The organism is Pseudomonas fluorescens (genome assembly GCF_902497995.1).
Lineage (GTDB): Bacteria > Pseudomonadota > Gammaproteobacteria > Pseudomonadales > Pseudomonadaceae > Aquipseudomonas > Aquipseudomonas fluorescens_BK.
Genome location: NZ_CABVII010000019.1, coordinates 110,049 through 135,916, shown reverse-complemented (window position 1 = coordinate 135,916; position 25,868 = coordinate 110,049). Strand labels below are relative to the sequence as shown.

Here is a 25,868-nt window from a genome sequence, read left to right as displayed (position 1 = left end):
GAGTGATCGATTCGAAACAATATAGCTCCTCCTATGTCCGCTACGGGTCCAGGCTGTGTAAAAACGCATACACCATTTTGAAGTCTGCGTTGCTACGTAAAATCTGACGGCTCTCTTGGTTAATCAGCAGGCCTGAAATTTGCGTAGGATCGCGGTTTTTACTCCGGTTCAGACGGATAAACCTACTCAAAAACGTTTTTACACAGCCTCGGTCGTTCTCTGCCGGTCATGTCCGCGAAGTGTGCTGGTAAAATCCGATCCAAATGACTGGTCAGGTCGAATGCAAACGGGTGGGAAAGTCTGTGCAATTACCCAACTAGAATTTCTTACTTTCTGGATTTAGATACGTCCAGGACAAACACATCTACCAACCCCATTAGCTGCGGAGGGAGCGCGGCTTCAATACTACTTTTCAGCTCCTTAGGGGTTTCAATACCATGTCTCTTGCGCCCCGCTACCAGTTCGTCTTTACCAAACCATAGAACCAGGAAAATGCCTTGCTCTTCGGCATCTGGATGTTTGGAGTAACGTGCATGCAGTTGAGCTTGGGCGGCGCTGTATAAATCCTTATGCCATTGACCTTTCACTTCTGTGACGAGCAGCTTCCTTTTTCCACCAATCATTTTGGTCATGGTGAAGTCGCTCCGGTTAGCATTTTTTAGCTGATGCTCCGGTGTTACAGATATACCTTGTGGCTCAAGTCTCAGATGTAGACGCTCAGCAATAATTAGCGTTGCGGGCACTTCATCCAGCCGCTCTTCTTTGTCATAAAAAAGGTCTCCCGTGTTGAACTCACCTCCATCTATAGTTTTCTGAAAGCTATGAAGTTCTTCTATGACAAGTTGACGCAAACCTTCCACAGTAACAATAGCGTCGTTGTCCAAGAGATCCACGATTTCTCGTGGTGTAGGTGGGACAAAATCTCTAAGCGCCATTTTTCTTAGCTGACCACTGCGAATACTCATTAAATCTTTATGCATGTCCTCGAAACGACAGTCTGCAAGAAGATTTTCTAGTACCGGTAGGGCATCATCGGATTCTAAGGAATTTAACGACCAAACCAAGTCTTTGAGAAAGCGATATGCGTTTTCTTTTTTTGGACTTTCTGTACCCCAATGATTTGGCAAGTCGACTTTAGGCCACTGGCTAATAAAAGCGATAAGAATTGCCTCAACTTTTACCGCTGATAGGCTTGGCCAAGAGGGGTGGTGGTGGTGACCAACCCGATTAGATCGCTCATTCAAAGCATGAATAGTATCTCTGTCGGCCTGAAGCCACTCCCATTGGGGTTCTGAGATATTGCTGACAAAATATAAAGCGCGCACAAACCAAAATTTTCTTCTCTGGTTGAGGTCTTCATTTCCGTTGAAATCAATATCTGCGGGCATTAAGTCTTGACAGCGCTTATGAATAATTTCCACCAATGCACCAGGATTAGAAAACTGTGCAGCTATATCAAATAGCGTATCAAGTGTCCCGAGCGCCAAGGTGTCAAAATTCATCAACCACTCAATGGAAAGCTCTGCGCGCAAATGGCTAAATACGTCGTCACTACGTAGTACCAAAATATCAGCATTCGGGCATCCGGCAGATGCCAGCTGTGGTTCTATAAATTCTCTGAGGAAATCTTCGGCACTTCCTTGGTAAGAGAAGACTCGTCTATCTACTTCGCGATTTAGCGCATTTTTTTCGTCTTCAGTGACAGCACTGTAATTTACATTGATAGTTGCCCGTAAAGACTTTAAAAGCTGAAGATCAACCTCATCTAAGCTATGTTTTAGACGCATAATCTCCAGGCACGCAGCAAACAGAATGCGTTCCGTTGATGCCCCCCTAGAGGCGCATCGCAATTCCGCGAGCTTTAATAAATCGGGTACATAAGGAGTTATGAAGGCAAGACAATTTCTCAACCCGTTCCGGACTATAGATTCATCGCCAAACTCATCTTCAATTTTATCAGGATGCATCAGCACAAGGTCTGCGAACCGGACTAGACAACCCCAGTGACGACCAGATTCAACGAACTCCCGATTTTCTTGTACATACTTGATATTCTCGGCGTGAGTGTTTTGTTGCTTACGTTTGTTACGGCCTATTTTCCGGCGCAAACGCGGCATGCTATGCAGGCGTTCTGAATGTGCCGCCGACCTATTGATTTTGACCCACTCACGCATAAAAGCAGGCTTAGCCAGCGCGTGACTTCGCAGATGTCGCCGAAAATTATCGGCATGCCGTGTTTCTCTATTACTATGGTATTGGTGGGTGGCAACAAAACTTGCCCACAGCACAGAGTTATTAGTCTCAAACGCAAAATCCACTAAAAATTTATGGTCATCGCTGTACAAGCCAAGGCCTGAATGTGAGTGAAAGTCGAATTTGTGGATTCTGGTTTCAAAAATCGCGTCACGACTAGCGAGCGTCCCAAACACGTGCGCGACTATTCCTTGGCGTAACTGAGTATCTGCTTGTAACACCTGAACCGCTCTGCTTTGACTTGCACTTTTCCGCTGATAGAAATTTAAATTTTCTACCCACTTCCATATACGGATTGGGTCATAGGGAGGGAGCGCCAACTCGAAGAATCGGTCCAGCATTGAACCGATGATTTTGCTGGCCCCTGTTCTGCATTCACACTCATAATACTCTTTGCCGCAGGTGCAAACTAAATACTTACACAATTCGTCCAGAAGCCACTCAACTGTGTCTAAGTTTAGAGTATTAATAAGGCGCTTCACAAAATAACGTGCGCCTATAGTTCGGTCATAATGGTCATGGCCGCGTGGATAGAGATCAGCACAGGCCTGAAAAAATGCTAAGAGAATGGTGTGGCCAAATGAATCTGGGCACACTGATTCAAAAATGTCAGCCGCGACCCGCAGAGAGGATTGACTTCCTTCATGTATTAATTTTGCCAAGTCAGATAAATGATCATGCTCAGCCATTTCGAGCAAACTCTTACTCGCAAGTAGCCGAGCACTTTCAGACTCATTTGGCGCTAGTAGGAGTCGCTGTAACTCCTTCTCCAGCTGTTCGACAGCCTTGGATCCTATCAAAAGTTCGAGAATAAGATCTCGGAGATGCCCCTCATTGGCAGGTTCTAGAATAGGCCGGATTTCATCCATCACATCTTTGGTGAAAAAACCAGCGATACTGAATCGTCTCCAAAAGTCGCCTCTTCGAAAATAAGGGTCTTTAGTTTCAACATCTTTTAGTCGACGTATGAGCAATCGCTTCGACGAAGACTCTAACTGGGAAGGGTCACCGTTTGCTAGCACAGCATATGGATCGAGCTGAATTGTAGCTTCTTGAATCCCCCTATTTCCTAACGACGCCATCCATCCAAGAAGGCCGCGTAATTCATCCCGCACCGTGGAGTTAGGTGCAATGATTGGCAGACATTTTGAGAGGGTGAGCGAGTCGGCTGGGTCAGCTATTCGTTTCGTCAAGTAGTCCGCTGCGCAATACTCCGCCACAACTTTGTGAACTGGACGGTGTTGATCCAAAAAATCGCCAGGCTTGAAAAGCCTAGTAGCTAGGATATCAGTGGGAGGCATATTTCTGCGGGATAGTGATTCCAACAGCGGGTACACGCGGCTTTCACTTGCCTCGCTTGTAGTTAAGCCTTCTGCGCCAGACAGCAGCACCTTAGCAAAAATCTCAGATCCGAAAGAGACTTTGTCAGCAATGGAGACTGCATTAGATTTGTTAGCGATTTTTGGGTTTACTTCCCTTGCGAGGCGTTCTACCGCTTGTGAAAAAATTGATCGTTTGTCAAGAAAGTGCCTATTGCTCTCAAGGTATGCATCTGCAAATAATTTTAGGAACTGAGGATTTGGAAGCAATGCATCTAAGTCGAATCTGGCTACCTCAGCGCGGAAAGCTGCAAAATCTTCTCCTGTTGCATGGTCATCGAATATGGCCCGCTGCTCATCTTCGTCGAACTCGCACAGCCTAACTACCAGAGGTTCGTGCCCCAGAAATTCCGCAAAAGCATAGGTAGCCGCATTGTCCCATTCGCTAGAGCGACTCGAAATAATGACATGCGTCGGATTCACATGGCTTGCGTTAGCGAGAAGCCTATTGATACCCGTGTGATCAATTTTTGCCAGCTCATCGAATGCATCAATCACAAGCGCAGAGTTTTGTGTTGCGCCCCCTCGATAGCTGAACACATTTGCGCTTACGGAAAAAACGCCCAGCAGTCCGGCTAGGCTATTCAAAAGTGCGGTTTTGCCGCCTCCGGGCTCTGAGAGAACAACCACGTAGTTCGAAGTGAGCAGCAACTCTCCTTCCGAGTACGTTTTATCGTTTGCAGACAGTCTGCGTGGCAGGTAGAAAGTCGGGCTCATAGTGGTGAGGTTATCCTTTGAACCGCACCAGTAGCTCTGGTGACCATGGTCGAGCGGTGAGGTGTGCCCGCGCTCGTTCTGAGGATGAGATTACGATATTTTTCGAATAGCGGGAGCGAGTTTTTGTTGCCTTGCTCACTCCCTAGCTTTCACCCCTCGAAAAGCTCTTCAGAAGGGGACGGGACGTGTTAGATCGGGAGCGTGGATAGCCGCGCATGCACTGCTGAGTTACAGCTATCGGCCAACAGCGGTCATTCTTCAATCGCACTCGCCCCCCCAACGTCTGGCGCTAACGGCTGAGCACGCTGCGAAATCCAGCTCCTAATGTACTCCAAAACACGGTTCGCGCCTTCCACTGTTTCCGCAAGCTCGATCGGGCTCTCGCCGTCAAGGTATGGGTTCGGCTGCTCCATCCATTTGTGGGCGGCGGCACGACTTCCGCGGACAGGGATCGCGAGTTCCATAATTTCCTTCAGCAGCTCTGGTTGCCCATACCAAGACTCTGGCTTGGTAGTCGGGCGCTTGCCGGAGATGACTCGCGGCAATTGGCAGGCTGCAAGCTCGCTCGAGTTGATTTGCCGACGCGTCCAGTGCGCGTGCTTCACCAGGTCGGTGTTGGGTGGTCGGGTGTGATCAGTTGTCGGGACGACTACACCGATAAGTACCTGAGTGTATGCCCTGATCATTTCCAGCGCCGGAGCAATATCCGTGTCGTTAGTGACAATGACAGCATGGTCGATCTGCCCGGTGATGGCGTCGTGGTACGCCTGCAGGGCCAGATTCACGTCACTTTGTTTCTCCTCGACCTTCCATGCCTGGATCTCCTGGCACTCCCGAGGTGGCCGGCCAGGTTCCTCGGCATCGACGATTTTGACCTTCATCTTGTTCACGGCGTAGTAGCCTTCGATGAGCTCGATCCGGCCGTCATGTAGCTTGCGCAGAGCAGTGTGATAGCGTGCCTGGGACGACACAGAGTCAGGAGCCCGTGCAACGGACTCAATGATTTTCGCGGTGAAGAACTTGATCGAGGAAGCGGCCAGTAAGGCCGATTGCCGAATATGGTCGTCAACATCTTTGACCAGCGCAGACGGTAGAATGTGTTTTTCGAAGAGGGGCAGCAGATCCAGCCACTTGTAGGGAGTCCCCCGTAAGCAGCCGTAGTAAAAGTTGTATCCGTCGATGTAGATGCGAGTACGCAGAGGCTCTAGCTCAGGCGATCCTTGCATTTCTCGTACTCCAGAAACGAAAAAACCGGCTAGCGCCGGCTTTTTCCCCCTCCAACCAGATGGTCAAGCCACGCCGGTCGTGAGGGTTAGTTGTTGAGCGAATTATTGCGGATTGGCGCGTGCGATGCAACAGATTTGGTCAACCACTTTGGAGCCAGCCTGTGTGAAAACTTTGCCGCCGCAGACCTGCAAGGTGAGCTTGCCGGGCGCAAAATCAGGCGTGCAGAAACGTGCGCTCATGCATTTTAAACATCCGCGCAAGGCACTTGTTTAAGCGACCTACAACTCACTTCCTGAAAGCTACAAGACCTTGCGCCGTTGCCTACGGGTACGCCAGAATCCGCCGGCTTGTGCGCCTTGGGGCTGCTCGGTAACTTGATTCGCGTCACTGCTCATCAGTGATCGGGTTTAGTAGCCCGGTGTTTCTTAGCAAGGTGCACTAGCTCCTGTCAGTCAGGTCATAACAAACCTGCACTTGATGGTAGCTGTGCGTAGGGCGCTTTCGAGCGCGCCGGATTGCTAAGTCCCCGGTCTACTAACCTGCGTACAGCTGCCTCCCCTTTAGTTTAGTAGCGCGAGGGGTGGCGCAAACTAAAGGACTTAGCTTATGTTCAAGGTCACACCGAATCCCCCGGACACCGATCCGGTATCCCCATACGAACCCGATTCAAACAAACTCAACACGGCCGCCGAACGCGCCCTCGACTTCCACTTCCCCTCAACTGCCGACATCAAAGCCACCCCGCGCACTCCCAGCACCCTGTTTACCGTAGACCCGCAGGCCACCACCGAAACCCTGGTGGTTTATCTGGTCGAAACGCTGGCCTCAGTCGATGTAATGGTCCATCACCTGGTGGATCACCTGGACGATGGTTCGCGCAACGCCCTGCTGGGCATTTCCAACAACATCATGCTGGCGGAAATCACGGCGAACCGGGTGCTGGATCAGATCGATCCGCCCGCTTGAGGCCAGCGAGTCAGCGATGCAGGCTGTGCCGCGGTCCCTTTTTTTGGGGACCGCACTTCAGCAGATGGTCATTCCAATCATCGGAGATTACGCCAACTTTCATTCAGGGCTCCAAAGCAGGCTCAAGCCAATCGGATCTCATGCTTGATCCTCAGGAATTCACTAAAAGGAAATACGATGCGATTGTCCAGCCGCACGACTGCCTCATGAGTTTGATCCAGTCGGCGCGGCTCAATGGGCATGACCCGTACGCTTGTCCAAAGGACGCCCTCACGCGCCTGCCGACATAACCGCTACACAGCCTGCTCGACACGATCGTGGAGTTGCCGGCAGTGATCGAAGACATCAATGCCCGCCTGGCGCACGGAAACCCCGCAAGGCTCCTGACCGCAATACCCCCTGTGTTGGACATAAACTTTATGTTCACCACCGATCCCTGTGGGAGCGGGCTTGCCCGCGAAAAACGTCAACGATAACGGGCACTGCCTGAATGCACTCAGTGCCCGCACGTTCTTCGTCGGAACGCCGCCCGGAGCAAGCTCGTTCCTACAAGGCCACAAAATTCAGTCGCCGCGCACCAACATCTCCTCCAGCGCCACCTCCAACACCGACAACCCAATCTCCGGCCCCTATGGGGCCGATTGCAGCCACTGGTGACGGGCAACAATCGGCCAAAAAGCTGCCAGTCAGATGCGTCCAGGAAAACAGCGGCCATTCAGTATGAAGGTTTGCGTCAAACGCAAATTGTTCGTACCAGCCCACCTGGGCTATCGCGAACGGCAGATGGGCGCGCACATCAAGCCCAACTCCAACCTGCTGATCGAAATCGAGCTGATGGAAGTCCTGACCCGCATTATCGACGCTTCGAGGAGGCACATCGGCAATCAGTGACTATGCTTTCGCGTGAGCAACGCGCTCGCTGCGTTGCTCCTTCAGCCATCACATGGAAAGCAGGTCTATGAAACCGATCCGGTCCTTTGCTCACGCTGTTGCCCTCGCCTCACTCATATCCACCGCCAGCTTTGCGGCCCATGCAGCCGATGTGCCGCTGGGCAGTACTGCTCTGGAGAGTCACATCATTACGCACGTACTGGCTGTCGATGCGGCGAACTATCAGGTCACTGTGGAAGGTCCCGACAAAAGCCAGGTACCCATCCAGCTCACCGACAAGGCCAAGGCCCTGCACAACCTGAAGGTCGGCGATAAGGTCGATATATATGTTACCCGCTCGATTGCCTACACGCTCGACACTGATGTCAACAGCGATAGAGGTGTCAGCACCAAATCAGCGATTACCCGCGCCGACAAGGACAACCCTAATCCGGGCGGTGAGGCGTTTCGTCAGGTCAAGGTCACGTCGAAGATCACCCACATTGACTTGAAAAAGCATGAAGTGACCTTGCTTCCTCCAGAAGGAAAAGTGAAAGTTGTCAAGGTCGAGGACCCCGAGCTCCAGGCCCGCATGAAGAACCTCAAGGTCGGTCAGACGGTCGACGCCATCTACACCGAAGTGCTGGAAATCAAAACCTCACGCTAGCAACGTGCGCTGACCAGAGAAGGCCTCGCCGAAGACAATCTGCACAGTACTGTGATTGCACACTCTGGTTGGCGATCCGTCCTACCTTGCCGACCGGGACCGGTTATCCCCGGTCCCGGTCAAAAACAAACAGTCGTTGATGACAGCGTCAGACAAAAGACTGCAGTTCAGATTTGTCTATAAACCCAGGGTGATTTCAGTTTCCTGGATGCATCCTACCGGTTGAATCCACAGCCAGAAGCGGTCATTGCCGCCGTCCCTTATCTTAAGCATGCCCTCCCCCCTGATCCGGGTAGCTCCTTCAACCAAATCATTCGCGCTAGTTTTGAGCATGAACTGTCCTTCGGAACCCGCAGGTCAACGAAACTCCAGGCCACAGCCAATCCACTACAGCGAATGAGATACCTGCATGAGTTATCAGACCATCACCTATGCTCGGGAAGGTTCCGTTGCACTCATCACACTGAATCAACCGGAACGCTTCAATCCGCTTGGCACCGCTATGATTGGTGAAGTTCGCGATGCGCTTTCAAGGGTGCGCGACGACAAATCCGTGCGGGCTTTGCTGGTGACCGCCAATGGAAAACTATTTAGCAGTGGAGCTGATCTAGGAGGTGGAGCTTTCCATGCGGGAAGCGAATCACGGGGCACGCGCGCGGGAAATAGCATGCGCAATGCGTTGAACCCGATGATCGCGGAGCTCCATGAATTGCCCGTACCTGTAGTGATCGCCCTCAACGGCGGCGCAGCAGGCGGTGGTGTCGGTTTGGCACTTGCCGCAGACATTGTGATCGCAACTCGCTCTGCCTACTTCTATCTGCCCTTCATCAAAAAACTGGCGTTGGTACCCGATGCGGGCGCCTCTTGGTTCCTCCAGCGTCGAATCGGCACCGCCCGAACGTTGGCATTGTGTTTGACGGGCGAGCGACTCTCCGCCGAGAAAGCCGAGCAATGGGGATTGATCCACGCCTGTGTCGAAGACGAAGCGCTGGCAGCTACTGCCATGGAGATGGCGCAACAACTAGCCCGCTTGCCGGCGCATGGCGTGATCGAAGCGCGCCAGATCTGCGAGGCGGCCAGCCGCAATGATCTGCGTTCACAACTGGACTACGAGGTGGATCGTCAGCAGGAATTGTTCGATCTCCCGACGTTGGAGGAAGGCATCAAGGCGTTCTTTGAAAAACGCGATCCCCATTTCGCTGGGCGCGAATAATCCATTCGACTGCGTGTCCCCCTCCCACAAACAGAAGATCGTTACATGACCATCATGAGAACCCGTATTACGGAACTGCTGGGCATCCAATATCCAATCGTTGAAGGTGGCATGCAGTGGGTCGGGCGTGCCCAACTGGCCGCCGCGGTATCGAACGCCGGCGCTCTGGGCATGGTGGCGGCCCGTACACAGCCCACACCGGATGACCTGCGGCGTGAGATTGAGCGAACCCGTGAACTGACCTCGAAGCCTTTCGGCGTGAACCTCACGCTGTCGCTGACCGCCAGTGACGTGAATTACGATGGATGGATCGACGCTATCATCAACGGTGACATCCGTATCGTCGAGACAGCCGGCAACAATCCCCAGCCCGTGATAGCGAGACTGAAAGAGCACGGCATCAAGGTTATCCACAAATGCACTTCTGTACGCCATGCGCTGTCGGCGGAGCGCTACGGCGCTGATGTTATTTCCATTGATGGCTTCGAAGCAGGCGGACACTGCGGTGAAGACGATGTACCTGCCCTGATCATGATCCCTGCGTTGGGTAAGGTACTGAAGATTCCCTTCATTGCTTCCGGCGGCATCGCCAATGGGCGCAGCATGGCAGCCGCATTGATCCTCGGTGCTGACGGTGTGAATATGGGTACACGTTTTATGCTGACCCAAGAGTCCGCCATCCACGACGATATCAAGACTGCTTTGTTAGCCGCGACAGAGCGTGACACGACCCTGATCAAGCGGACGCTCAAGCGAACCGCCCGATTCTTTACCAATATCGTCTCACAAGAAATCGTTGCTCTTGAGCGGCGCCCTGGCGGCGCGACTTATGATGATTTACAGCACCTATTGTCGGGCAACCGGGGGCTCGTGAGCCTGGAGTCGGGTGACGTAACCGCCGGACTTATCTGCGCCAGTCAGGTCATTGGATTGGTCGACGACATTCCGACCTGCGCCGAATTGGTGACGCGCATGGTCGCTGAATGTCGGGAAGGACTGGAGCAGACACTGCATCGTTTCGACCGATAATTACCCGCTTGCATGTTCAGTTTTGAATGTTTTCTTTGTGCCTCTCGGTGTTAGCGGCAGGTACTAAGCTGTCGCTACCGAACGGCTGCAATGGGTCGATTGTGTTGAAAAAGTCGGCTTCCGTTTTCGGGTCAGAAAAGAACGCGCCTGAGATTGAAATCCGCACTTCGCGCAGAAGGATCAGGACTCAGATTTCACGTAGAAGCGTACAAAAATGACGTTTTCATCGCTCAATGCATTGCCCATTTGGCCGAGTCGACGCAGGATGCAAGTTCGCTCGAATTGATTTGCCTACGCGTCCAGTGCGCGTGCTGCACCAGGTCGGTGTTGGGTGGTCGGGTGTGATCAGTTGTCGGGACGACTGCACCTATAATTACCTGGGTGTATGCCCTGATCATTTCCAGCGCCGGTGCAATGTCCGTGTCGTTAGTGACAATGACAGGGTCGATCTGTCCGGTGATTGCGTCGTGGTACGCCTGCAGATCCAGCCACTTGTAAGGAGCCCCCGTAAGCAGCCGTAGTAAAAGTTGTATCCGTCGATGTAGATGCGAGTGCGCTGAGGCTCTAGCTCAGGCGATCCCTGCATTTTTCGTACTTCAGAAACGAAAAAACCGGCTCGCGCCGGCTTTTTCCCCTCCAACCAGATGGTCAAGCCACGCCGGTCGTGAGGGTTAGTTGTTGAGCGAAGTGTTGCGGATTGGCGCGTGCGATGCAACAAATTTGGTCAACTTCAGGTAGTGCAGTCAGCGATTCATCCCCGATTTAGAAACGTTCGCTCATGCACTTTAAACATCCGCAGAAGGCACGTGTTTAAGCGCCCTACAACTTACTTCCTGAAAGCCACAAGACCTTGCGCCGTTGCCTACGGTTACGCCAGAATCCGCCGGCTTGTGCGCCTCTGCCCCGCTCGGTAACTTATTCCCGTCACTGCCCATCAGTGATCGGGTTTAGCAGCTCGTGGTTTTCCGGTGAAGTGCACAAGCTCTATCAGTCAGGCATTGCCTGCACTCGATGGTAGCTGTGCGCAGGGCGCCTTAGAGCGCGCCGGTTTGCTGGATCCCCGGTCTGCTAACCTGCGTACAGCTGCCTCCCTTTTCGTTTAGCAGCAAGAGGGCCGGCGCTCCATTGAGGATCCCGCATATGGTAAAGCCTTCACCCAATCCCCCGGACACAGATCCGACATCCCCATATAAATCCGATTCAAACAAACTCAACGAAGCCGCCGAACGCGCCCTCGACTTCCACTTCCCCTCAACTGCCGACATCAAAGCCACGCCGCGTACTCCCAGCACGATGTTTACCGTGGCCCCAGAAATCACTACCGAAACCCTGGTGGTTTATCTGGTCGAAACGCTGGCCTCGGTCGACGTGATGGTCCATCACCTGGTGGATCATCTGGACGGCGGTTCGCGCAACGCCCTGCTGGGTATTTCCAACAGCATCATGCTGGCGGAAATCACGGCGAACCGGGTGCTGGATCAGATCGATCCGCCTTCTTGAGGCGAACGAGTCCGCCATACGGGCTGTGCAGCGGTCCCTTTTTTGGGGACCGCCCGCCTGGCACGCGGAGAAACCCCGCAGGGTTCGTGACCAGAAACCTGCCGGTGCCGGGCTACTTCCAACCCCTGTAGGAGCGAGCTTGCTCCGGGCGGCGTTCCGACGATGGACGTGAACGATGACGCGTGCATTCAGGATAAACGCGGCGCCTATGCGTCCTTCGCTGGCAAGCCAGCTCCTACCTAAAGATAAAGCCCACCGGTTCCATGCGCGACAGCGCGGCGTCGCAGACGGGGCGGCAGCACATTGTCTCTCGACAATCGATACCAAGCCCCGACTCACCAGACTGAGGTTAAGATACCCGAGGTTTACTTCTCTGAGGATGACAAGACATGCCCCTGCTCGACACCTCCCTGCAAGACAGCGCCGCGCCCGAAGGCGTGTGTTACGGCTGCGGCAGCAGCAACCCCCACGGGCTGCACATCAAGAGCTTCTGGCACGAGGACGGCGTGCATGTGATGGCCGAGCATGTGCCCGAAGCCAAGTACTGCGGCTGGCCGGACCTGGTCTACGGCGGACTCATTGCAATGCTGGTCGATTGCCATTCGAACTGGGCCGCAATGGCCTATCACTACCGGCAGGAACAACGCGAAGCTGACAGCCTTCCGCGCATCAACTGCGTCACCGGCAACCTTGGCATCAAGTTCATCAAGCCGACCCCCATGGGCGTTCCTCTGACGCTGCGGGCGAAGGTAGAAGGTGATGTCGGACGCAAGACCCGGGTCATCTGCGAGGTGTATGCCGGGGACGTGCTGACCGCGGTCGGCGACTCGATTTTTGTTCGAGTCGATACCGGGCAATTGGCCGATGCGGCTCACGGGCGCTAGCCAGCTTCAGTGACGATCCGCACATCGGACGGTGAGACGAGCGCAATCGATGACCACCCTCCCCCCATGCGCGCGGGTACCGAAACCGCGCTGGCGCGGGTGGTTGCAGTGTTCGGTGCGGCGCAGCCGCACCGTGCTTATCTGATAGCCTGCAACGGATAAAGCGCCTCATCGAACTGCGACAAGCGCGGAAACTCGATGGGTTGGTCGTCGGCGATGTTTTCCAGGCGTTGCTGATAGCCACGCAGGAAGTCCTTGCGCGCGTCGTCGCTGATGTACGGTACATGCCAGGCCACGAACGGCTCCAGCACCTCGAATCCGACATAAGCCAGGGTGCCGCGCAGGATCGGCCGCAACATGTCTTCCAGCGGGCCATGAATCGCGCCCTCGCCAAACATGTGCTCGCGTCCGCCCAGGGTCACCGTCACCAGGGCCTTCTTGCCGCTGAGCCCGCCCTGATCATAGAAGCGCTTGCCGCCGTAGCAGACGCCCGACACCAGTACCCGGTCGATCCAGCCTTTGAGTATCGCCGGCGCCGAGAACCAGAAAACCGGGAAGTTGAGGATCAGCAGGTCGGCCCACAGCAGCTTGTCCAGTTCTTGCTGGATATCCGCCGCCAGCGACTGGCTTTTAACGCCCAGGCGCTGCTCCAGGGCATAGACCAGATAGTCCGGATTCTCCCGTGAGGAAAAGTCCTCGGCGCTGGCCACCGGGTTCCAGTTCATCGCATACAGGTCACTGACCTGCACTTCATGCCCTTGGGCCTTCAAGGTGTCTACCGCTTGATCGCGCAGGGCGGCGGTGAAAGAGTTTGGCTCGGGATGGGCGTGGACAATCAGTACTTTCATGGCAATTCCTTAGACGATTTCAAGCTTGGAAGGCGCTGGTTGGCCAGCGCGCTGGGCGAGCAGGTGATCCAGCCAGTCCGGATCCATTTCCGGTTCGGATGAAAACAGCAGGCCGGTGTAGTCCTGATGCGGCGGGGTGAAAATCGCGCTGCGGGAGCCGTGGTCGACTACCCTTCCGCGCTGCATCACCACCACTTCATCGGCAATCGCTCGCACGGTGGCGACATCGTGGGTAATGAACAGATAAGCGACGCCGAGCTGCTGCTGGATACGATTGAGTAACTTCAGGACCCCCTCGGCCACCAGTTGATCGAGTGCCGAGGTCACTTCGTCGCAGATGATCAACTGCGGATCGGCCGCCAGCGCCCGGGCAATGCAGATGCGTTGCTTCTGCCCACCGGACAACTCACGGGGCTGACGCTCCATGTACGTCGCCGGATCCAGCTCGATCATTTCCAGCAACTCGGCGACCCGCGCGCGCAGGGCCTTGCCCTTCAGGCCGAGGTAAAACGTCAGCGGTCGACCGATGATGTCGACGATCCGCTGCCGGGGATTCAAGGCGGTGTCCGGGATCTGGTAGATCATCTGGACCCGTCGCAACTGCTCCTTGCTGCGCTGACGGAAGTCCGCCGGCAGGGGTTCGCCGCCGTACAGCACCTGACCGGAAGTCGGCGGCAGCAGGCCGGTAATCAACCGCGCCGTCGAACTCTTGCCACTGCCGGACTCACCAATCACTGCCAGCGTCTGGCCGCGATACAGGCTCAGCGAAACATCGTGCAGCACAGGCGTATGACCGTAGCTGGCGCAGGCCTGGCGCAGTTCCAGCAACGGCACTTCCTGTTGCGGGCACGGCTTGGGTTCGGTGCGAAAGCTGCGCACCGCCCACAGTGACTTGGTGTAGTCCTCCTGCGGGTCGCAGAGCATTTTGCGGGTCTCGGCTTCCTCCACCAGCTTGCCGTGGCGCAGCACCATGATGCGGTCGGCCATTTGCGCGACGACGGCCAGGTCATGGCTGATATAGATTGCCGCACTGCCAAATTGCTTCACCGCATCGCGAATCGCCGCCAGCACTTCGATCTGGGTGGTGACGTCGAGGGCCGTGGTCGGTTCGTCGAAGATGATCAGGTCCGGGTGGCAGGCCATGGCCATGGCGGTCATCACCCGTTGCAGTTGCCCGCCCGACACCTGATGCGGATAACGTTGACCGATCTGCTCGGGATTCGGCAGGCGCAACACGCGGTACAGCTCCACCGCTTCGGCTTCGGCCTGAGCGCGGCTGATGCCACCATTGTTGACCGCCGTTTCCACGTGCTGATCGATCAGCCGATGCGCCGGGTTGAACGATGCCGCGGCACTTTGCGCCACATAAGCAATGCGCAGCCCACGCAGTTTGCGCAGGGTTTCGGGCTTGGCCTGCAACAGTTCCATGCCGTCGAAACGCACCGAGCCGCCGGTAATCTTGCAACCGTCACGGGCATAGCCCATGGCTGCCAGGCCCAGGGTCGACTTGCCGGCACCCGACTCGCCGATCAGGCCCAGCACCTCGCCGCGTTGCAGGGTCAGGTCGATGCCTTTGATCAGCGGATGCCAGGCGTCTTCGTAATGACCTTCGATATGCAGGTCACGGATTTCCAGCAGCGGCTGGTCGTTGTTGCGCGAGGGTTGGTGCATGTTCAGCACTCCTTGAGGCCGCTGGATTTGTGCAGCATCCAGTCGACGACGAAGTTGACGCTTACCGTAATCAACGCCACCGCCAGAGCCGGCAGCAGCGGGCTAATGTCGCCGAAGGTGATCAGCACCGCGTTGTCCCGGACCATGCCGCCCCAGTCGGCAGTCGGTGGCTGAATGCCCAGGCCGAGGAATGACAGCGCACTGATAAACAGAAAGACGAAACAGAAACGCAGGCCGAATTCGGCAATCAGCGGCGCGGCGGCGTTGGGCAACACCTCGCGGGTCACCAGCCACCACAAGCCCTCGCCCCGCAGCCGCGCCGCCTCGACGAAGTCCTGGACCACCACGTTCATCGCCACCGCCCGTGACAGACGAAACACCCGGGTGGCATCCAGCAGCGCGATCACCAATACCAGGGAGGTGGCCGTGGTGCCGACCACACTGAGAATCAGCAAGGCGAAGATCAGTTGTGGAATGGCCATCAGGATGTCGACGACTCGCGACAAGCCTTGATCGACCCCACCGCCCTTGATCGCCGCGATCAAACCGCAAAAGCCACCGAGCAGGAACGCCAGCACCGTGGTGAGAAAGGCGATGCCCAGGGTGTTGCGGGCGCCATACACCAGCCGGCTGAACATGTCGCGACCGAGGTTATCGGTGCCCAGCAGGAACTGCCCGCTCCAGGGCGCAAAGCCCTCGCCGACCACTTCGGTTTCGCCGTAGGGCGCCAGTGCCGGAGCGAACAGCGCCACCAGGATGTACACAACGATGACCAGAATCCCGAACTTCGCACTCAGCGGTGCCCGGGCCAGTTCTTTAAGCAGGCTCATGTTCTACCCCTTCGGATGCATCAGGCGTGGATTGCTGGCGATGGACAGCACATCGGCCGTGGTATTGAGCAGGATGTAGGTCGCGGCAAAGATCAGGCTGCAGGCCTGGACCACCGGAATGTCGCGTTTGGCCACCGAGTCCACCAGCAACTGGCCAAGACCCGGGTAGACGAACACCACCTCGACCACCACCACGCCCACCACCAGGTACGCGAGGTTCAAGGCCACCACGTTGACGATCGGTGCCAGGGCGTTGGGCAAGGCATGCCGGAAGATAATCCGCGACTGACTGATGCCCTTGAGCCGGGCCATTTCGATATAGGGGCTGGCAAGGAGGTTGATCAGGGACGCACGCGTCATGCGCATCATCTGCGCGATCACCACCAGGCTCAGGGTCGCCACCGGCAGCACCGAGCGTTCCAGCACCGTGCCGAAGGACGCATCCGGCGCCAGGTTGGAGATGCTCGGGAACCAGCCGAGCTTCACCGAAAACAGCAGAATCAACAGGTAGGCGACGAAGAATTCCGGGAACGACACCGCACTCAGTGCCGAGGTGTTGAGCAGGCGGTCGAACCAGCTATTGCGATACAAGGCCGCGAGCATCCCCAGCACCAGCGCCAACGGTACCGACACCAATGCCGCCAAGGCCGCCAGACTGAGCGTATTGCCCAACCGCGTGCCGATCAGCTCGGCGATCGGCCGCTGGTTGGCCAGCGAGACCCCGAGGTCACCTTGCAGCAGCTGCCAGATCCACTGCACGAAGCGGGTCAATGGCGGCACGTCCAGCCCCAGCTGGGCACGGAAGGCCGCCACGGTTTCAGCCGTCGCCGACTGCCCGAGCATGGCCTGGGCGATATCGCCCGGCAGCATGCCGACCGCCAGAAAAATAATCACCGACACCGCAAACAGCGACAACAGGCCCAGGGCCAGACGCTGCAACAGCAACTTGAAAATACTATTCACCGCAGAATCCTCCGGGATGGCACAGGGTGGCCGACCTGCGCGCAGGTCGGCCATCAACGATCAGATGCTCAGGCTTGCCACCAGCGCTCGATGACCCGCAGACCATCCAGTTCGCCGTACGGTGCGGTGAGTTCGCCATGACTGATGCGTTTCGAGCGGGCGGCCACGGAGCTGGCGAACAACGGCACGATCGCCCCGCCATCGTCGCGGCACAGCGCCTGCATTTCGTTGTACATCTCGCGGCGCAGCGGATCGTTCATCTCGCCGCGGGCGGCGTTCAGCAACTGGTTGAAGCGCCCGTTGTCCCAGTGGGTTTCGTTCCAGGCAGCGCCTTTGGCGTAACCGATGCTGAACATACGGTCGGCGGTCAGGCTGCTGTACCAGAACGAGGTGGTGAAGGGTTGCTTCATCCAGACGTTGGAGAAGAAGCCGTCCGCCGGCTCGCGCACCACGTCGATATCGATCCCCGCCTGGCGCGCCTGCTCCTTGAACAACACCGAGGCATCCACCGCGCCGGTATAAGCGGCGTCGGACGCTTGCAGGCGTACCTTGAGCGACTCGACGCCGGCCTTGCGCAGGTGGAAACGCGACTTGTCCGGGTCATAGCTGCGCTGCTCCAGCGCCGTATTGATGAAGCGGCTGCCGGGCTGGATCGGATGATCGTTACCGACCAGACCATAGCCGTGCAGTATCGAGGCCAACAGGGTTTCACGGTTGATGGCGTACTTCATCGCCAGGCGGATGTCGTTGTTCTTGAAGTCCTGGCTGTCGCACAGCATCGGGAAGGTGTAGTGCTGCGCGCCCTTGGTTTCTTCGATCACCATGTTCGGATTGCGCTTGAGCAGCGCCACGGTTTTCAGGTCCACCTTGTTGATCACATCGACCTGCCCGGTGACCAGCGCATTGATCCGCGCCGCGCCGTCGGCAATGCCGATCAACTCGGCGCTGGCGAAATGCGCCCGGCCCGGTTTCCAGTAATCGGGGCTGCGCTCCAATGCCATGCGCACGCCCGGATCGAACGCCTTGAGACGATAACCGCCGGTGCCGACCCCCGCTCGCCAATCAGCAACGCCGTCCTTGCTCGGCATGATCACCAAGTGGTAATCGGCCACCACATAGGCGAAGTCGGCGTTACCCGAATGCAACTCGAAGACCACCGCATCGGTGCCCTGTGCGCGCACCTGGGCCACATCCCCGAGAACGGTCTTGGCCGCCGAGGTGGACTTCTCGCCCAGGTGGTGATTGATCGACGCCACGACGTCTTCGACGGTCAGGCTCTTGCCGTTGTGGAAGGTCACGCCCTGGCGCAGTTTGAAGGTCCAGATCCGCGCATCCGGCGACGATTCCCAGCGCTCGGCGAGCTCGGGAATCGCTGTGCCATCCACGGCAATTTCGCTCAGGGTGTTGTACACCGCCGCGAAGCCGACGAAAGTGAACGTATCGCTCCAGGAGCCCGGGTCCAGCGAGTCGGTGGTGCTGCCACCCGCCAGGCCAAGGCGCAGCACACCGCCCGGCTTGGGCGAAGCTTGCTGGGCAAAGGCTCCGAACGGCAGGCCCATGGAAAACGCAGCGGCTACCAGACCGGCGGCGGCGCTGCCTTTGAGGAAATCCCGCCTGGGAAGATTGCAGTCATGAATTGCTTGAGTAATCTTGTTTTTGTTATCGCTCATTGCATTGCCCCTGATCAGTAGCAGAGAAAATGATTCGAAGGTTCTATCGAAGCTGCTAGTATTTGTAATTGTTACCGTAACAAATACATTAACGACTTCACAACGTAAATTCCATGCCCTGACGGGTATTTTTCATCGATGGAATAATCCGGTTTTTACAGGGAGCCCTTCGCCTCATGAGCCAGTCGACCCGATTGATCACCGCTTCTTACATCCTGTCGTTCGTTGCCGCCAACGCACCGCAGAAGCTGCGCACCGAAACCATTGCCAAGTGGGTAAAGACCCATCCGACACGGGTGCGCAATCTGGTTTCGCAGATGGTCAAGGCCAACATTCTCAAGTCCTGGCGCGGCGCCAAGGGCGGGCTGACCCTGGCCAGGCCCGCGAATGAAATCACCCTGCGCGAGGTCTATGACGCGGTGCAGGAAAGCTCGCTGATCGCCGAGAAAATCGATAACCCGTTCTCCGGCATGGAAGACCATTGCAAGGTCTTCGACGTGTTCACCCGGCTGTTCGCCATGCTGGAAAACAACATGCGGCTGGATCTTGGAAACATCACCGCCGACCAGTTGTTCGTGGCCATCGATACCCCAGTGGAAAACCGCGATAGCGCCTGATTTGGCTTGTGTAGGCGCTGGCGCAACCTGCGATCTTTTTGCGGCGCTGGGGATTGCCCGGACGCAAAGATCAAAAGATCAAAAGATCGCAGCCTGCGGCAGCTCCTACCGGGGTTGGTGTTTCAACGCAGGAGTGTGCATGGTTCACGCACCAGCCAACCGAGCAACACCGAGCAGCGCCGCGCCTGCGGCCCGCGCGCGCTCATGCCGATATCACAGCTGCATCGCTTTCACTTCGACAAACTCGGCCAGCCCTTCTTCACCCCACTCGCGACCATTGCCTGACTGTTTATAGCCGCCAAACGGCGCCTGATAGTTGAACGCCGCGCCGTTGATAAAACACTGCCCGGCGCGCAGCTGCCGCGCCAGCCCGAGTCCACGCTCGGCGCTACCGGCCCATACGCCGCTGGACAGGCCGAACGGCGAGTCATTGGCGATTTGTATGGCCTGGGCTTCATCCGCATAGGGAATCAGGCACAGCACCGGGCCAAAGATTTCTTCCTGGGCGATACGCATCCGATTGTCGACGTCGGCAAACAGCGTTGGCTTGACGTAGAAACCGCGCTCGAACTCGTCGGCCGTTTCACCGCCACACAGCAGCCGCGCGCCCTCTTGCTGACCGACTTGAATGTACTCGCGCACGGTCCGCCGTTGCGCTGCCGAGCACATCGGGCCAAGGAAGCTCTGCGGGTCGAGCGGATCGCCCATGCGCAGGCTTCGGGTCTCTGCCAGGGCCAGCTCCAGCGCCTCGGCATAGCGGCTGGCGGGCAGCAGCATGCGGGTCAAGGCGGTGCAGGTCTGCCCGGAGTTGATCATCACATCTTGCACGCCGTAGCGCACCGCCGCGGCCAGATCGGCATCTTCGCCGATCAGCAACGGCGACTTGCCGCCCAGTTCCAGGCAGACCCGCTTGACCGAAGGCGCGGACGCCTGGGCCACGCGGACGCCAGCGCCGGTGGAGCCGGTGAACGAGATCATGTCGACATCCGGATGTCGGGCCAAGGCTTCACCCACCTTGGAACCGGGCCCGCTGACCAGGTTGAACACCCCGGCCGGCAGACCGATGGCCTCGATCATTTCCGCCAGCAGGAAGGCATGCAGCGGGGTTTCCTGGCTCGGCTTGACCACCACCGTGCAACCAGCCGCCAGTGCCGGCGCGAGTTTGCCGATCAACTGGTGCAGCGGGTAATTCCACGGATTAATGAAGGCGCAGACACCAACCGGTTCGCGAATCACCAGGGAGTTGCCGACCTCGCGCACCTCATCCATCAACCCGGCGATTTCGACGTAGTGTTCCAGCCCGGCGATCGGCCCCTCGACCTGCACCGAGCGACACCACTGCACCGGCATGCCGAGTTCGGCGGTGATCACCTGCGCCATTTCGTCCGCCCGCGCTCGCAGCTGCTCGACCAGTGCGCGGATGTAACCCGCGCGGACGCTGGACGAGGTTCGCGACCATGAACCAAAGGCTCGTCGGGCCGCGGCCACGGCGCGATCAACGTCACGCTCGTCGCCCAACGGTACGGAGCCTGCGACCTGTTCAGTGGCCGGGTTGATCACTTCCGCCAGGCCCTGGCCGGAAGGTTGCTGCCAGGCGCCATCCATAAACAGCCTGCTGTAATTACGCATCGCCCCGTCCCTCCATCAATTCATTGGCGCAGCGGACAATCCGCTGGCAGGCATCGCGCAGGGGTTCGGTGCCCAGTACCAGCCCCAGGCGAATATGCCCGGCGGCACTCGGGCCGAACGCTTCACCGGCCAGCACCGAGACGCCGTGTCGATCCAGCAGGCGGTCGGCGAAGGCCTGGGCACTGAGCCCGGTTTCGCGGATGTCGACCATCACGAACATCCCGCCATCGGGCTTCAGGGCACGCACGCCTGGGCAGTCGGCCAGGCATTCGCAGACCAGGTCCCGACGCTGGCGATAGGCCTGGCGCATGGCCTCGAGTTCCGGCAGCTGGGTCTCCAGCGCGACGACCGCGGCGTCCTGAATAAAATCCGGGGAGCCGTAGAGCATGCACAGCGCGAGGTTTTCCAGATGCCCGGCGAGTGACGGCGGCGCGACCACCCAGCCGACGCGCCAGCCGGTCATGGCGTGGGATTTCGACAGGCTGTTGAGGGTCGCGGTGCGCTCGGCCATGCCTGGCAGACTGGCCGGGCTGACGTGCTCGCCTTCGAACAACAGCTCGCTGTAGACCTCGTCGGAAATCAGCCACAGGTCATGGGCAATGCACAGCTCGGCCAGCGCCTGCCAGGTGGTGCGCGGCAGGCTGGCGCCGGACGGGTTGTGCGGGCTATTGAGCGCCAACGCGCGAGTACGCGGGGTAATGCGTGCGGCGACGTCTTCAGGCAACACCCTAAAGCCGTTCTCGGAGCGCACCGGCACCGGAATCACCACCGCGCCGCAGGCACCGAACACCGCTTCATAGGTGACGTACATCGGCTCGGCGACTATCACTTCATCGCCGGGATTGAGCACGCACTGGGCGACGCTGAACAACGCACATTGCGCGCCGGCCAGCACCACCACCTGATCGGCATCGACCGGTTGACCGCTGCGTTGCCGATGTCGTTTGGCGATGCTCTCGCGCAGGGTACGCTTGCCGCGCACGTCGGCGTAGTGGGTATTGCCTGCCTGCAGGCTATCGATGGCCGCTTGCACAATCGGCACCGGGGTATCGAAATCCGGGTCGCCCACCGACAGCAACAGAATGTCCCGGCCCTGCTCCCGAAGCGCCAGGGCACGGTAATGGATCTCCCAGGCGGCGGCACCGTCACCGGCGACACGTTGGGTCAGATCGGAAAAACGCATAGAGTTTATTCCTTGTTGATGGTTTAACCGACCAGCGCACAGGCGTGCTTGAGTTCGATCAGGGTCACACCGTTTCGTTGGAAGCCGGCACGCAGGTCGGTTTGCAGTTCGTCCAGGTTCCGGGGTTGCGTCACGGTGCAACCAAAGGCGCGGCCCAATGCGGCAAAATCCGGGTTGCGCGGCAGCACGCCAATCGGTTCGATGTCGAGGCCGAGCATGTCGTCGCGGATCTGCCCCAAGGCTTCGTTGTTCCACAACAGCACCACCAGCGGGCTGTCCAGCTCTTCCACGGCGGTCGCCAGTTCTTGCGCGGTGTAGAGAAAACCACCGTCGCCGACCAGCACCAGGCCGGGCCGGTTCGGCGCACCGAACTTGGCGCCGATACCCGCTGGCAAGCCATAACCCAAGGTGCCGTAACCGGTCGGGTGCAGCCAACTGCGCGGCGCCTTGCTGCTGAAGGCGTAGTTGCCGGTGTAGGCCAGTTGAGTCATGTCGCTGCTGATAAAGGCGTTGTCCGGCAGTTCGGCCGAAACCCGGTCGAGGATCGCCTGATGGATCGACTGCAAGGTGCCGTGCCCGGCCTTGACTGCTTTGCGCAAGGTGTCGACGGCTTGAATGGAAGCGCTCGCATCCCGTGGGGATTCGGGCAGGCGCTCCAGCAAGGCCACGACGGTTTGCCGCGCATCGCCTTGCAAGGCCACCGCGCACGGATAGAAATCGTTGAACTTGCGCGAGTCGATATCCACCCGCAGCAGCTCGGCATTCAGCGGCAGACGTTCACGCCAGTAATCGGTGTCGGCCATCTCGGTGCCCACCGCGAGCACCACGTCGGCTTCGGCGATCAGCGCCCAGCCAGGTTCCACACACAGGGTCGACCCGGCATTCAGCGGTGCATCCGGCGGCAACAAGCCCTTGCCGGCGACGCTGCTGAAAAACGGCGCGCCCAGCCGCGTGCTCAAGGCCTCGAGCGCCTGGGCGGCATTCAGCGCGCCGCCGCCGGCGATGATCATCGGCCGGCGTGCCGCCTGCAGTTTTGCCACCGCCTGATCCAGCGCCTCGGCAGCCGGCAGGCCGCGTCCCGGACGGCGCACCACCTCATTGCTCCAGTCACGCGTGACGGGCGCGGCCAGTACATCCAGCGGCACCGAAATATGCACCGGACGCGGACGTTCGCTGTCGAACACCCCGTAAGCGCGGGCGATCAGCCCGGGCAAGTCCTCGGCACTCAAGGCCACCGCCGAAAACGCGGTGATCGGCGCGGTCATGGCGCGCTGGTCCTGGGTTTCGTGCAGGCAACCCCAACCTTTGCCAAGACTGGCCGTATGGTTGACGCTGGAAATCACCAGCATCGGGATCGAGTCGGCGTAGGCCTGGCCGATCGCGGTCGCGGCATTGGTCACGCCGGGGCCGGTGATGATGAAGCACACCCCCGGCTTGCCGCTGACCCGCGCATAGCCGTCGGCCATGAAACCGGCCCCTTGCTCGTGCCGGGTCAGCACATGGCGAATGCCACTGCCGGGCAAGCCGCGATACAGCTCCAGGGTATGCACGCCAGGAATGCCGAACACGGTGTCGACGCCGTAATTGGCCAACAGGCGCACCAGGGTCTGGCCGCCGGTCAAGGTTTTGCTTTGCATGCTCAGATCCTCAAGCTTGGCCGAGGCGTATCAACGCATCGACCGCAGTGGTGCCTTGGGCACCGACCAACAATGGGTTCACATCGAGTTCGAGCAACTGCCCGGCGTTCTCACAGGCGTAGTCCGCCACAGCGCGGATCGCCGCCACCAGCGCCTCCAGATCCGCGGCTTCGCGACCACGAAACCCTTGCAGCAAGGCGGCGCTGCGCAGGCTCGACAACGCGTTGCGAATGGCACCGTCAGTGGTTGGCAACAGCAGGCTGCGGCTGTCCTTGAGCAGCTCCACCAGAATCCCCCCGGCACCGATGACCAGCGCCAGGCCGAAGCCGGTTTCGCGCTTGATCCCCACGATCAGCTCGGCCAAGGGCGGGGTTGCCATGCGCTCCAGCAGCACCTGATCGAAGGCTACCCCCGGTGCGTAGTCGGCTATCCGCGTGCGCATCTGTTCCAGGGCGTCACTCAAGGCCTGCGGATCGCGCAGGTTCAGTGCCACGGCACCGGCTTCGGTCTTGTGCGGCAGCTCGGCGCTGACCGCCTTGAGTACCAATGGATAACCCAGGGAATTCGCCGCGTGCAACGCCTCGCCCGGCGTGCTCAACAGGCCTTGCGGGATCGGCAGGCCAAAGGCGCGCAAGGCCTGCTTGGATTGCCATTCATCAAGCAGTTGCCCCTCGCCTTCCAGCGCTGGCGGGCAGAGCGGCACCAGCGCCGACTCACCGAGTGCAAGCAGCGCCAGGCGCTTGCGCTGATAACCGGCGATCCGCCCCCACGCCGCCAAGCCATCCTCGACGCCCTGCAATGCCGCCACCCCGCGAGCATGCAGATGCTCGCGAGCACTGGCCGGCAGCAGTTCGGGAAAGGCCGAGGTGACGAAACCGGTCTTGCCGTGACGGCTCAACGCATCGCAATACAGCTCCAGCAGCAGGTCACATTCCTTGCGCTCGCCGGTGGCCTGCGAGGGGTAATCGAGCACCAGCACCGCGGCGTCGGCTTCGGTGCGCAGGGCACTGTCGAGCATCTTGTCCAGCGCTTCGCGGTCACCCCAGATCGCCGTGGTGAAATCCAGCGGGTTGACCAGGTTGGCGTAGCTCGGCAGCACCTGATCGAGTTCGACCCGCTGGCTTTCATCGAGCTTGGGCAGACTCAAGTCATTGCGTTCGGCATAGTCGGCAATCAACCCGGCATCGCCACCGGAACAGGCCAGGGCGATCAGGCTGTTGCCTGCCGGCAGATTGCCGCAGGCCGCGGCTTTGAGGGTTTCGACAAAACTCACCGGACCACTGACGCGAATCACCCCGAGGCGCTCGAACAGGCTGTCGTACAACACATCGGAACCGGCCAGCGAGCTGGTGTGGCTGAGGGCCAATTCGGCGCCGATCTGCGACACCCCGGTTTTCAGCGCGATGATCGGAATACCTTTTTCCAGCGCCTTGTGTGCCGCTCGAGCAAAGCCTGGAACGTTTTTCAGGCCTTCCAGATGCAGGCCGATCGCGGTGACGCGCGGCTCGTCGAGCAGCACATCCATCAGCTCGGCGATGCCCAGTTGCGCCTGGTTGCCGACTGAGGCCATATAGGCCACTGGCAACGAGCGGTCACTCATGGACAGGTTGTAGGCAAAGTTGCCGCTCTGGGTCAGCACGGCGACGCCCTTCTCCACTGTCTTGCCGCCATGGGCGACCGGCCACAGGGCCGAGCTGTGCAGGTAATCGAGCAAGCCGTAGCAGTTGGGGCCGAGCAAGGCCATGTCGCCGGCCGCCTTGAGCAACTGGTCTTGCAGGGCCTGGCCTTGCGCGCCGGTCTCGGCGAAACCCGAGGCGTAGCAAATCGCCCCGCCCGCGCCCCTGGCCGCCAGTTCGGCGACACAGGTCAAGGTCAGCTCGCGGTTGGTGGCGATGAACACCGCGTCCGGGCCACACGGCAGTTCTGCCACGCTACGCACACAGGGCACGCCTTCGAGGCTGTCGTGCTGCGGGTTGACCAGCCACATCTGGCCTTGATAACCGCCCTCGGCACAGCGCTTGAGCGCACGGGCCATGCTCCGGCCGCCAATGAATGCCAGGTGGCGCGGCGCGAGCAGGCGTTTGAGGTTGTCGCGAATCTGTTGGGACATATCCG

Annotated in this window: 20 protein-coding genes and 4 pseudogenes; 11 read left to right on the top strand and 13 right to left on the bottom strand. The window is 58.5% G+C overall.

Translation table 11 applies throughout. The features are described from left to right. Positions 1-326 precede the first annotated feature (326 nt). From F8N80_RS21680 to F8N80_RS31235, 3 genes are all read right to left on the bottom strand, one after another. Positions 327-4,349, bottom strand: a complete 4,023-nt coding sequence (locus F8N80_RS21680) for a hypothetical protein (protein ID WP_150784657.1) — start codon at positions 4,347-4,349, stop codon at positions 327-329. 251 nt (positions 4,350-4,600) lie between these two features. Then, on the bottom strand, positions 4,601-5,575 hold the full coding sequence (locus tag F8N80_RS21675) for an antitoxin Xre/MbcA/ParS toxin-binding domain-containing protein (RefSeq protein ID WP_150784656.1): 975 nt from the start codon (positions 5,573-5,575) through the stop codon (positions 4,601-4,603). Positions 5,576-5,677: 102 nt separating this feature from the next. After that, complete coding sequence (locus F8N80_RS31235) at positions 5,678-5,815, bottom strand: hypothetical protein (RefSeq protein WP_191632961.1); 138 nt, start codon at positions 5,813-5,815, stop codon at positions 5,678-5,680. A 367-nt stretch (positions 5,816-6,182) separates the two neighbouring features. Between F8N80_RS31235 and F8N80_RS21670 the strand changes: the two genes are divergently transcribed. The 8 genes and pseudogenes from F8N80_RS21670 to F8N80_RS21635 all read left to right on the top strand — a co-directional run bounded on the left by F8N80_RS21670 (position 6,183) and on the right by F8N80_RS21635 (position 10,321). Further along, on the top strand, positions 6,183-6,542 hold the full coding sequence (locus F8N80_RS21670; RefSeq protein WP_150784655.1) for a DUF6124 family protein: 360 nt from the start codon (positions 6,183-6,185) through the stop codon (positions 6,540-6,542). Positions 6,543-6,745: 203 nt separating this feature from the next. After that, a pseudogene (locus tag F8N80_RS21665) lies at positions 6,746-6,832 on the top strand (transposase domain-containing protein); the annotation flags it as partial. Between the two features lie 6 nt (positions 6,833-6,838). Beyond that, a pseudogene (locus F8N80_RS32005) lies at positions 6,839-6,929 on the top strand (phosphonoacetaldehyde hydrolase); the annotation flags it as partial. 63 nt (positions 6,930-6,992) lie between these two features. After that, the gene (locus tag F8N80_RS21655; RefSeq protein WP_150748758.1) at positions 6,993-7,199 is read left to right on the top strand and encodes a hypothetical protein; all 207 of its coding nucleotides are present in this window, start codon (positions 6,993-6,995) and stop codon (positions 7,197-7,199) included. A gap of 63 nt (positions 7,200-7,262) precedes the next feature. Then, positions 7,263-7,433 (top strand): annotated as a pseudogene (locus F8N80_RS21650) (FKBP-type peptidyl-prolyl cis-trans isomerase); the annotation flags it as partial. Between the two features lie 67 nt (positions 7,434-7,500). After that, positions 7,501-8,079 (top strand): hypothetical protein, encoded by a 579-nt coding sequence (locus F8N80_RS21645; RefSeq protein ID WP_150784654.1) that lies wholly within the window; start codon positions 7,501-7,503, stop codon positions 8,077-8,079. A gap of 409 nt (positions 8,080-8,488) precedes the next feature. Continuing rightward, positions 8,489-9,292, top strand: coding sequence for an enoyl-CoA hydratase-related protein (locus F8N80_RS21640; protein ID WP_150748760.1), 804 nt, complete (start codon positions 8,489-8,491; stop codon positions 9,290-9,292). 45 nt (positions 9,293-9,337) lie between these two features. After that, complete coding sequence (locus tag F8N80_RS21635) at positions 9,338-10,321, top strand: NAD(P)H-dependent flavin oxidoreductase (RefSeq protein WP_224790738.1); 984 nt, start codon at positions 9,338-9,340, stop codon at positions 10,319-10,321. 260 nt (positions 10,322-10,581) lie between these two features. Here the strand turns inward: F8N80_RS21635 and F8N80_RS21630 are convergent. Beyond that, positions 10,582-10,907: pseudogene (locus F8N80_RS21630) on the bottom strand (NYN domain-containing protein); the annotation flags it as partial. Positions 10,908-11,461: 554 nt separating this feature from the next. Between F8N80_RS21630 and F8N80_RS21625 the strand changes: the two are divergent. Next, complete coding sequence (locus F8N80_RS21625; RefSeq protein WP_150784653.1) at positions 11,462-11,821, top strand: DUF6124 family protein; 360 nt, start codon at positions 11,462-11,464, stop codon at positions 11,819-11,821. A gap of 389 nt (positions 11,822-12,210) precedes the next feature. Beyond that, positions 12,211-12,705 carry a PaaI family thioesterase gene (locus F8N80_RS21620; protein WP_150748762.1) on the top strand — a complete coding sequence of 165 codons (495 nt, stop codon included), beginning with the start codon at positions 12,211-12,213 and terminating at the stop codon, positions 12,703-12,705. A 137-nt stretch (positions 12,706-12,842) separates the two neighbouring features. On the opposite strand, the gene F8N80_RS21610 is transcribed toward F8N80_RS21620, so the two are convergent. From F8N80_RS21610 to F8N80_RS21590, 5 genes are all read right to left on the bottom strand, one after another. Next, positions 12,843-13,553, bottom strand: coding sequence for an NAD(P)H-dependent oxidoreductase (locus F8N80_RS21610; protein ID WP_150784651.1), 711 nt, complete (start codon positions 13,551-13,553; stop codon positions 12,843-12,845). A gap of 9 nt (positions 13,554-13,562) precedes the next feature. Next, the gene (locus tag F8N80_RS21605) at positions 13,563-15,224 is read right to left on the bottom strand and encodes an ABC transporter ATP-binding protein (protein WP_191632960.1); all 1,662 of its coding nucleotides are present in this window, start codon (positions 15,222-15,224) and stop codon (positions 13,563-13,565) included. A gap of 2 nt (positions 15,225-15,226) precedes the next feature. Further along, the gene (locus tag F8N80_RS21600) at positions 15,227-16,054 is read right to left on the bottom strand and encodes an ABC transporter permease (protein ID WP_150784650.1); all 828 of its coding nucleotides are present in this window, start codon (positions 16,052-16,054) and stop codon (positions 15,227-15,229) included. A 3-nt stretch (positions 16,055-16,057) separates the two neighbouring features. Next, entirely contained in the window at positions 16,058-17,017 is a 960-nt protein-coding gene (locus tag F8N80_RS21595) for an ABC transporter permease (protein ID WP_150784649.1), read from the bottom strand. Positions 17,018-17,085: 68 nt separating this feature from the next. Next, positions 17,086-18,687, bottom strand: coding sequence for an ABC transporter substrate-binding protein (locus F8N80_RS21590; protein WP_150784648.1), 1,602 nt, complete (start codon positions 18,685-18,687; stop codon positions 17,086-17,088). 176 nt (positions 18,688-18,863) lie between these two features. On the opposite strand from F8N80_RS21590, the gene F8N80_RS21585 reads away from it, so the two are divergent. After that, positions 18,864-19,304 carry an Rrf2 family transcriptional regulator gene (locus tag F8N80_RS21585; protein ID WP_150784647.1) on the top strand — a complete coding sequence of 147 codons (441 nt, stop codon included), beginning with the start codon at positions 18,864-18,866 and terminating at the stop codon, positions 19,302-19,304. A gap of 213 nt (positions 19,305-19,517) precedes the next feature. Here F8N80_RS21585 and F8N80_RS21580 read toward each other — a convergent pair whose 3' ends face one another. The 4 genes from F8N80_RS21580 to F8N80_RS21565 are packed head-to-tail and all read right to left on the bottom strand — an operon-like array spanning position 19,518 to position 25,863. Then, the gene (locus tag F8N80_RS21580) at positions 19,518-20,933 is read right to left on the bottom strand and encodes an aldehyde dehydrogenase family protein (RefSeq protein ID WP_150784646.1); all 1,416 of its coding nucleotides are present in this window, start codon (positions 20,931-20,933) and stop codon (positions 19,518-19,520) included. After that, a complete protein-coding gene (locus F8N80_RS21575; protein ID WP_150748770.1) occupies positions 20,926-22,116 on the bottom strand; it encodes a pyridoxal phosphate-dependent aminotransferase in 1,191 nt (396 codons plus the stop codon). Before F8N80_RS21575 ends, F8N80_RS21580 begins: the two co-directional genes overlap by 8 nt. 23 nt (positions 22,117-22,139) lie before the next feature. Further along, positions 22,140-23,753: a 5-guanidino-2-oxopentanoate decarboxylase gene (locus tag F8N80_RS21570; RefSeq protein WP_150784645.1), complete on the bottom strand. Its 1,614-nt coding sequence runs from the start codon at positions 23,751-23,753 to the stop codon at positions 22,140-22,142. Between the two features lie 10 nt (positions 23,754-23,763). After that, positions 23,764-25,863 (bottom strand): acetate--CoA ligase family protein, encoded by a 2,100-nt coding sequence (locus F8N80_RS21565; protein WP_150784644.1) that lies wholly within the window; start codon positions 25,861-25,863, stop codon positions 23,764-23,766. Between the last annotated feature and the right edge of the window lie 5 nt (positions 25,864-25,868).

What these genes read in the sequence shown, in the direction of transcription:
- F8N80_RS21680 (WP_150784657.1), bottom strand. Translation starts at nt 4,349, where the DNA reads ATGAGCCCGACTTTCTACCTGCCACGCAGACTGTCTGCAAACGATAAA.
- F8N80_RS21675 (WP_150784656.1), bottom strand. Translation starts at nt 5,575, where the DNA reads ATGCAAGGATCGCCTGAGCTAGAGCCTCTGCGTACTCGCATCTACATC.
- F8N80_RS31235 (WP_191632961.1), bottom strand. Translation starts at nt 5,815, where the DNA reads ATGAGCGCACGTTTCTGCACGCCTGATTTTGCGCCCGGCAAGCTCACC.
- F8N80_RS21670 (WP_150784655.1), top strand. Translation starts at nt 6,183, where the DNA reads ATGTTCAAGGTCACACCGAATCCCCCGGACACCGATCCGGTATCCCCA.
- F8N80_RS21645 (WP_150784654.1), top strand. Translation starts at nt 7,501, where the DNA reads ATGAAACCGATCCGGTCCTTTGCTCACGCTGTTGCCCTCGCCTCACTC.
- F8N80_RS21640 (WP_150748760.1), top strand. Translation starts at nt 8,489, where the DNA reads ATGAGTTATCAGACCATCACCTATGCTCGGGAAGGTTCCGTTGCACTC.
- F8N80_RS21635 (WP_224790738.1), top strand. Translation starts at nt 9,338, where the DNA reads ATGACCATCATGAGAACCCGTATTACGGAACTGCTGGGCATCCAATAT.
- F8N80_RS21625 (WP_150784653.1), top strand. Translation starts at nt 11,462, where the DNA reads ATGGTAAAGCCTTCACCCAATCCCCCGGACACAGATCCGACATCCCCA.
- F8N80_RS21620 (WP_150748762.1), top strand. Translation starts at nt 12,211, where the DNA reads ATGCCCCTGCTCGACACCTCCCTGCAAGACAGCGCCGCGCCCGAAGGC.
- F8N80_RS21610 (WP_150784651.1), bottom strand. Translation starts at nt 13,553, where the DNA reads ATGAAAGTACTGATTGTCCACGCCCATCCCGAGCCAAACTCTTTCACC.
- F8N80_RS21605 (WP_191632960.1), bottom strand. Translation starts at nt 15,224, where the DNA reads ATGCACCAACCCTCGCGCAACAACGACCAGCCGCTGCTGGAAATCCGT.
- F8N80_RS21600 (WP_150784650.1), bottom strand. Translation starts at nt 16,054, where the DNA reads ATGAGCCTGCTTAAAGAACTGGCCCGGGCACCGCTGAGTGCGAAGTTC.
- F8N80_RS21590 (WP_150784648.1), bottom strand. Translation starts at nt 18,687, where the DNA reads ATGAGCGATAACAAAAACAAGATTACTCAAGCAATTCATGACTGCAAT.
- F8N80_RS21585 (WP_150784647.1), top strand. Translation starts at nt 18,864, where the DNA reads ATGAGCCAGTCGACCCGATTGATCACCGCTTCTTACATCCTGTCGTTC.
- F8N80_RS21580 (WP_150784646.1), bottom strand. Translation starts at nt 20,933, where the DNA reads ATGCGTAATTACAGCAGGCTGTTTATGGATGGCGCCTGGCAGCAACCT.
- F8N80_RS21575 (WP_150748770.1), bottom strand. Translation starts at nt 22,116, where the DNA reads ATGCGTTTTTCCGATCTGACCCAACGTGTCGCCGGTGACGGTGCCGCC.
- F8N80_RS21570 (WP_150784645.1), bottom strand. Translation starts at nt 23,753, where the DNA reads ATGCAAAGCAAAACCTTGACCGGCGGCCAGACCCTGGTGCGCCTGTTG.
- F8N80_RS21565 (WP_150784644.1), bottom strand. Translation starts at nt 25,863, where the DNA reads ATGTCCCAACAGATTCGCGACAACCTCAAACGCCTGCTCGCGCCGCGC.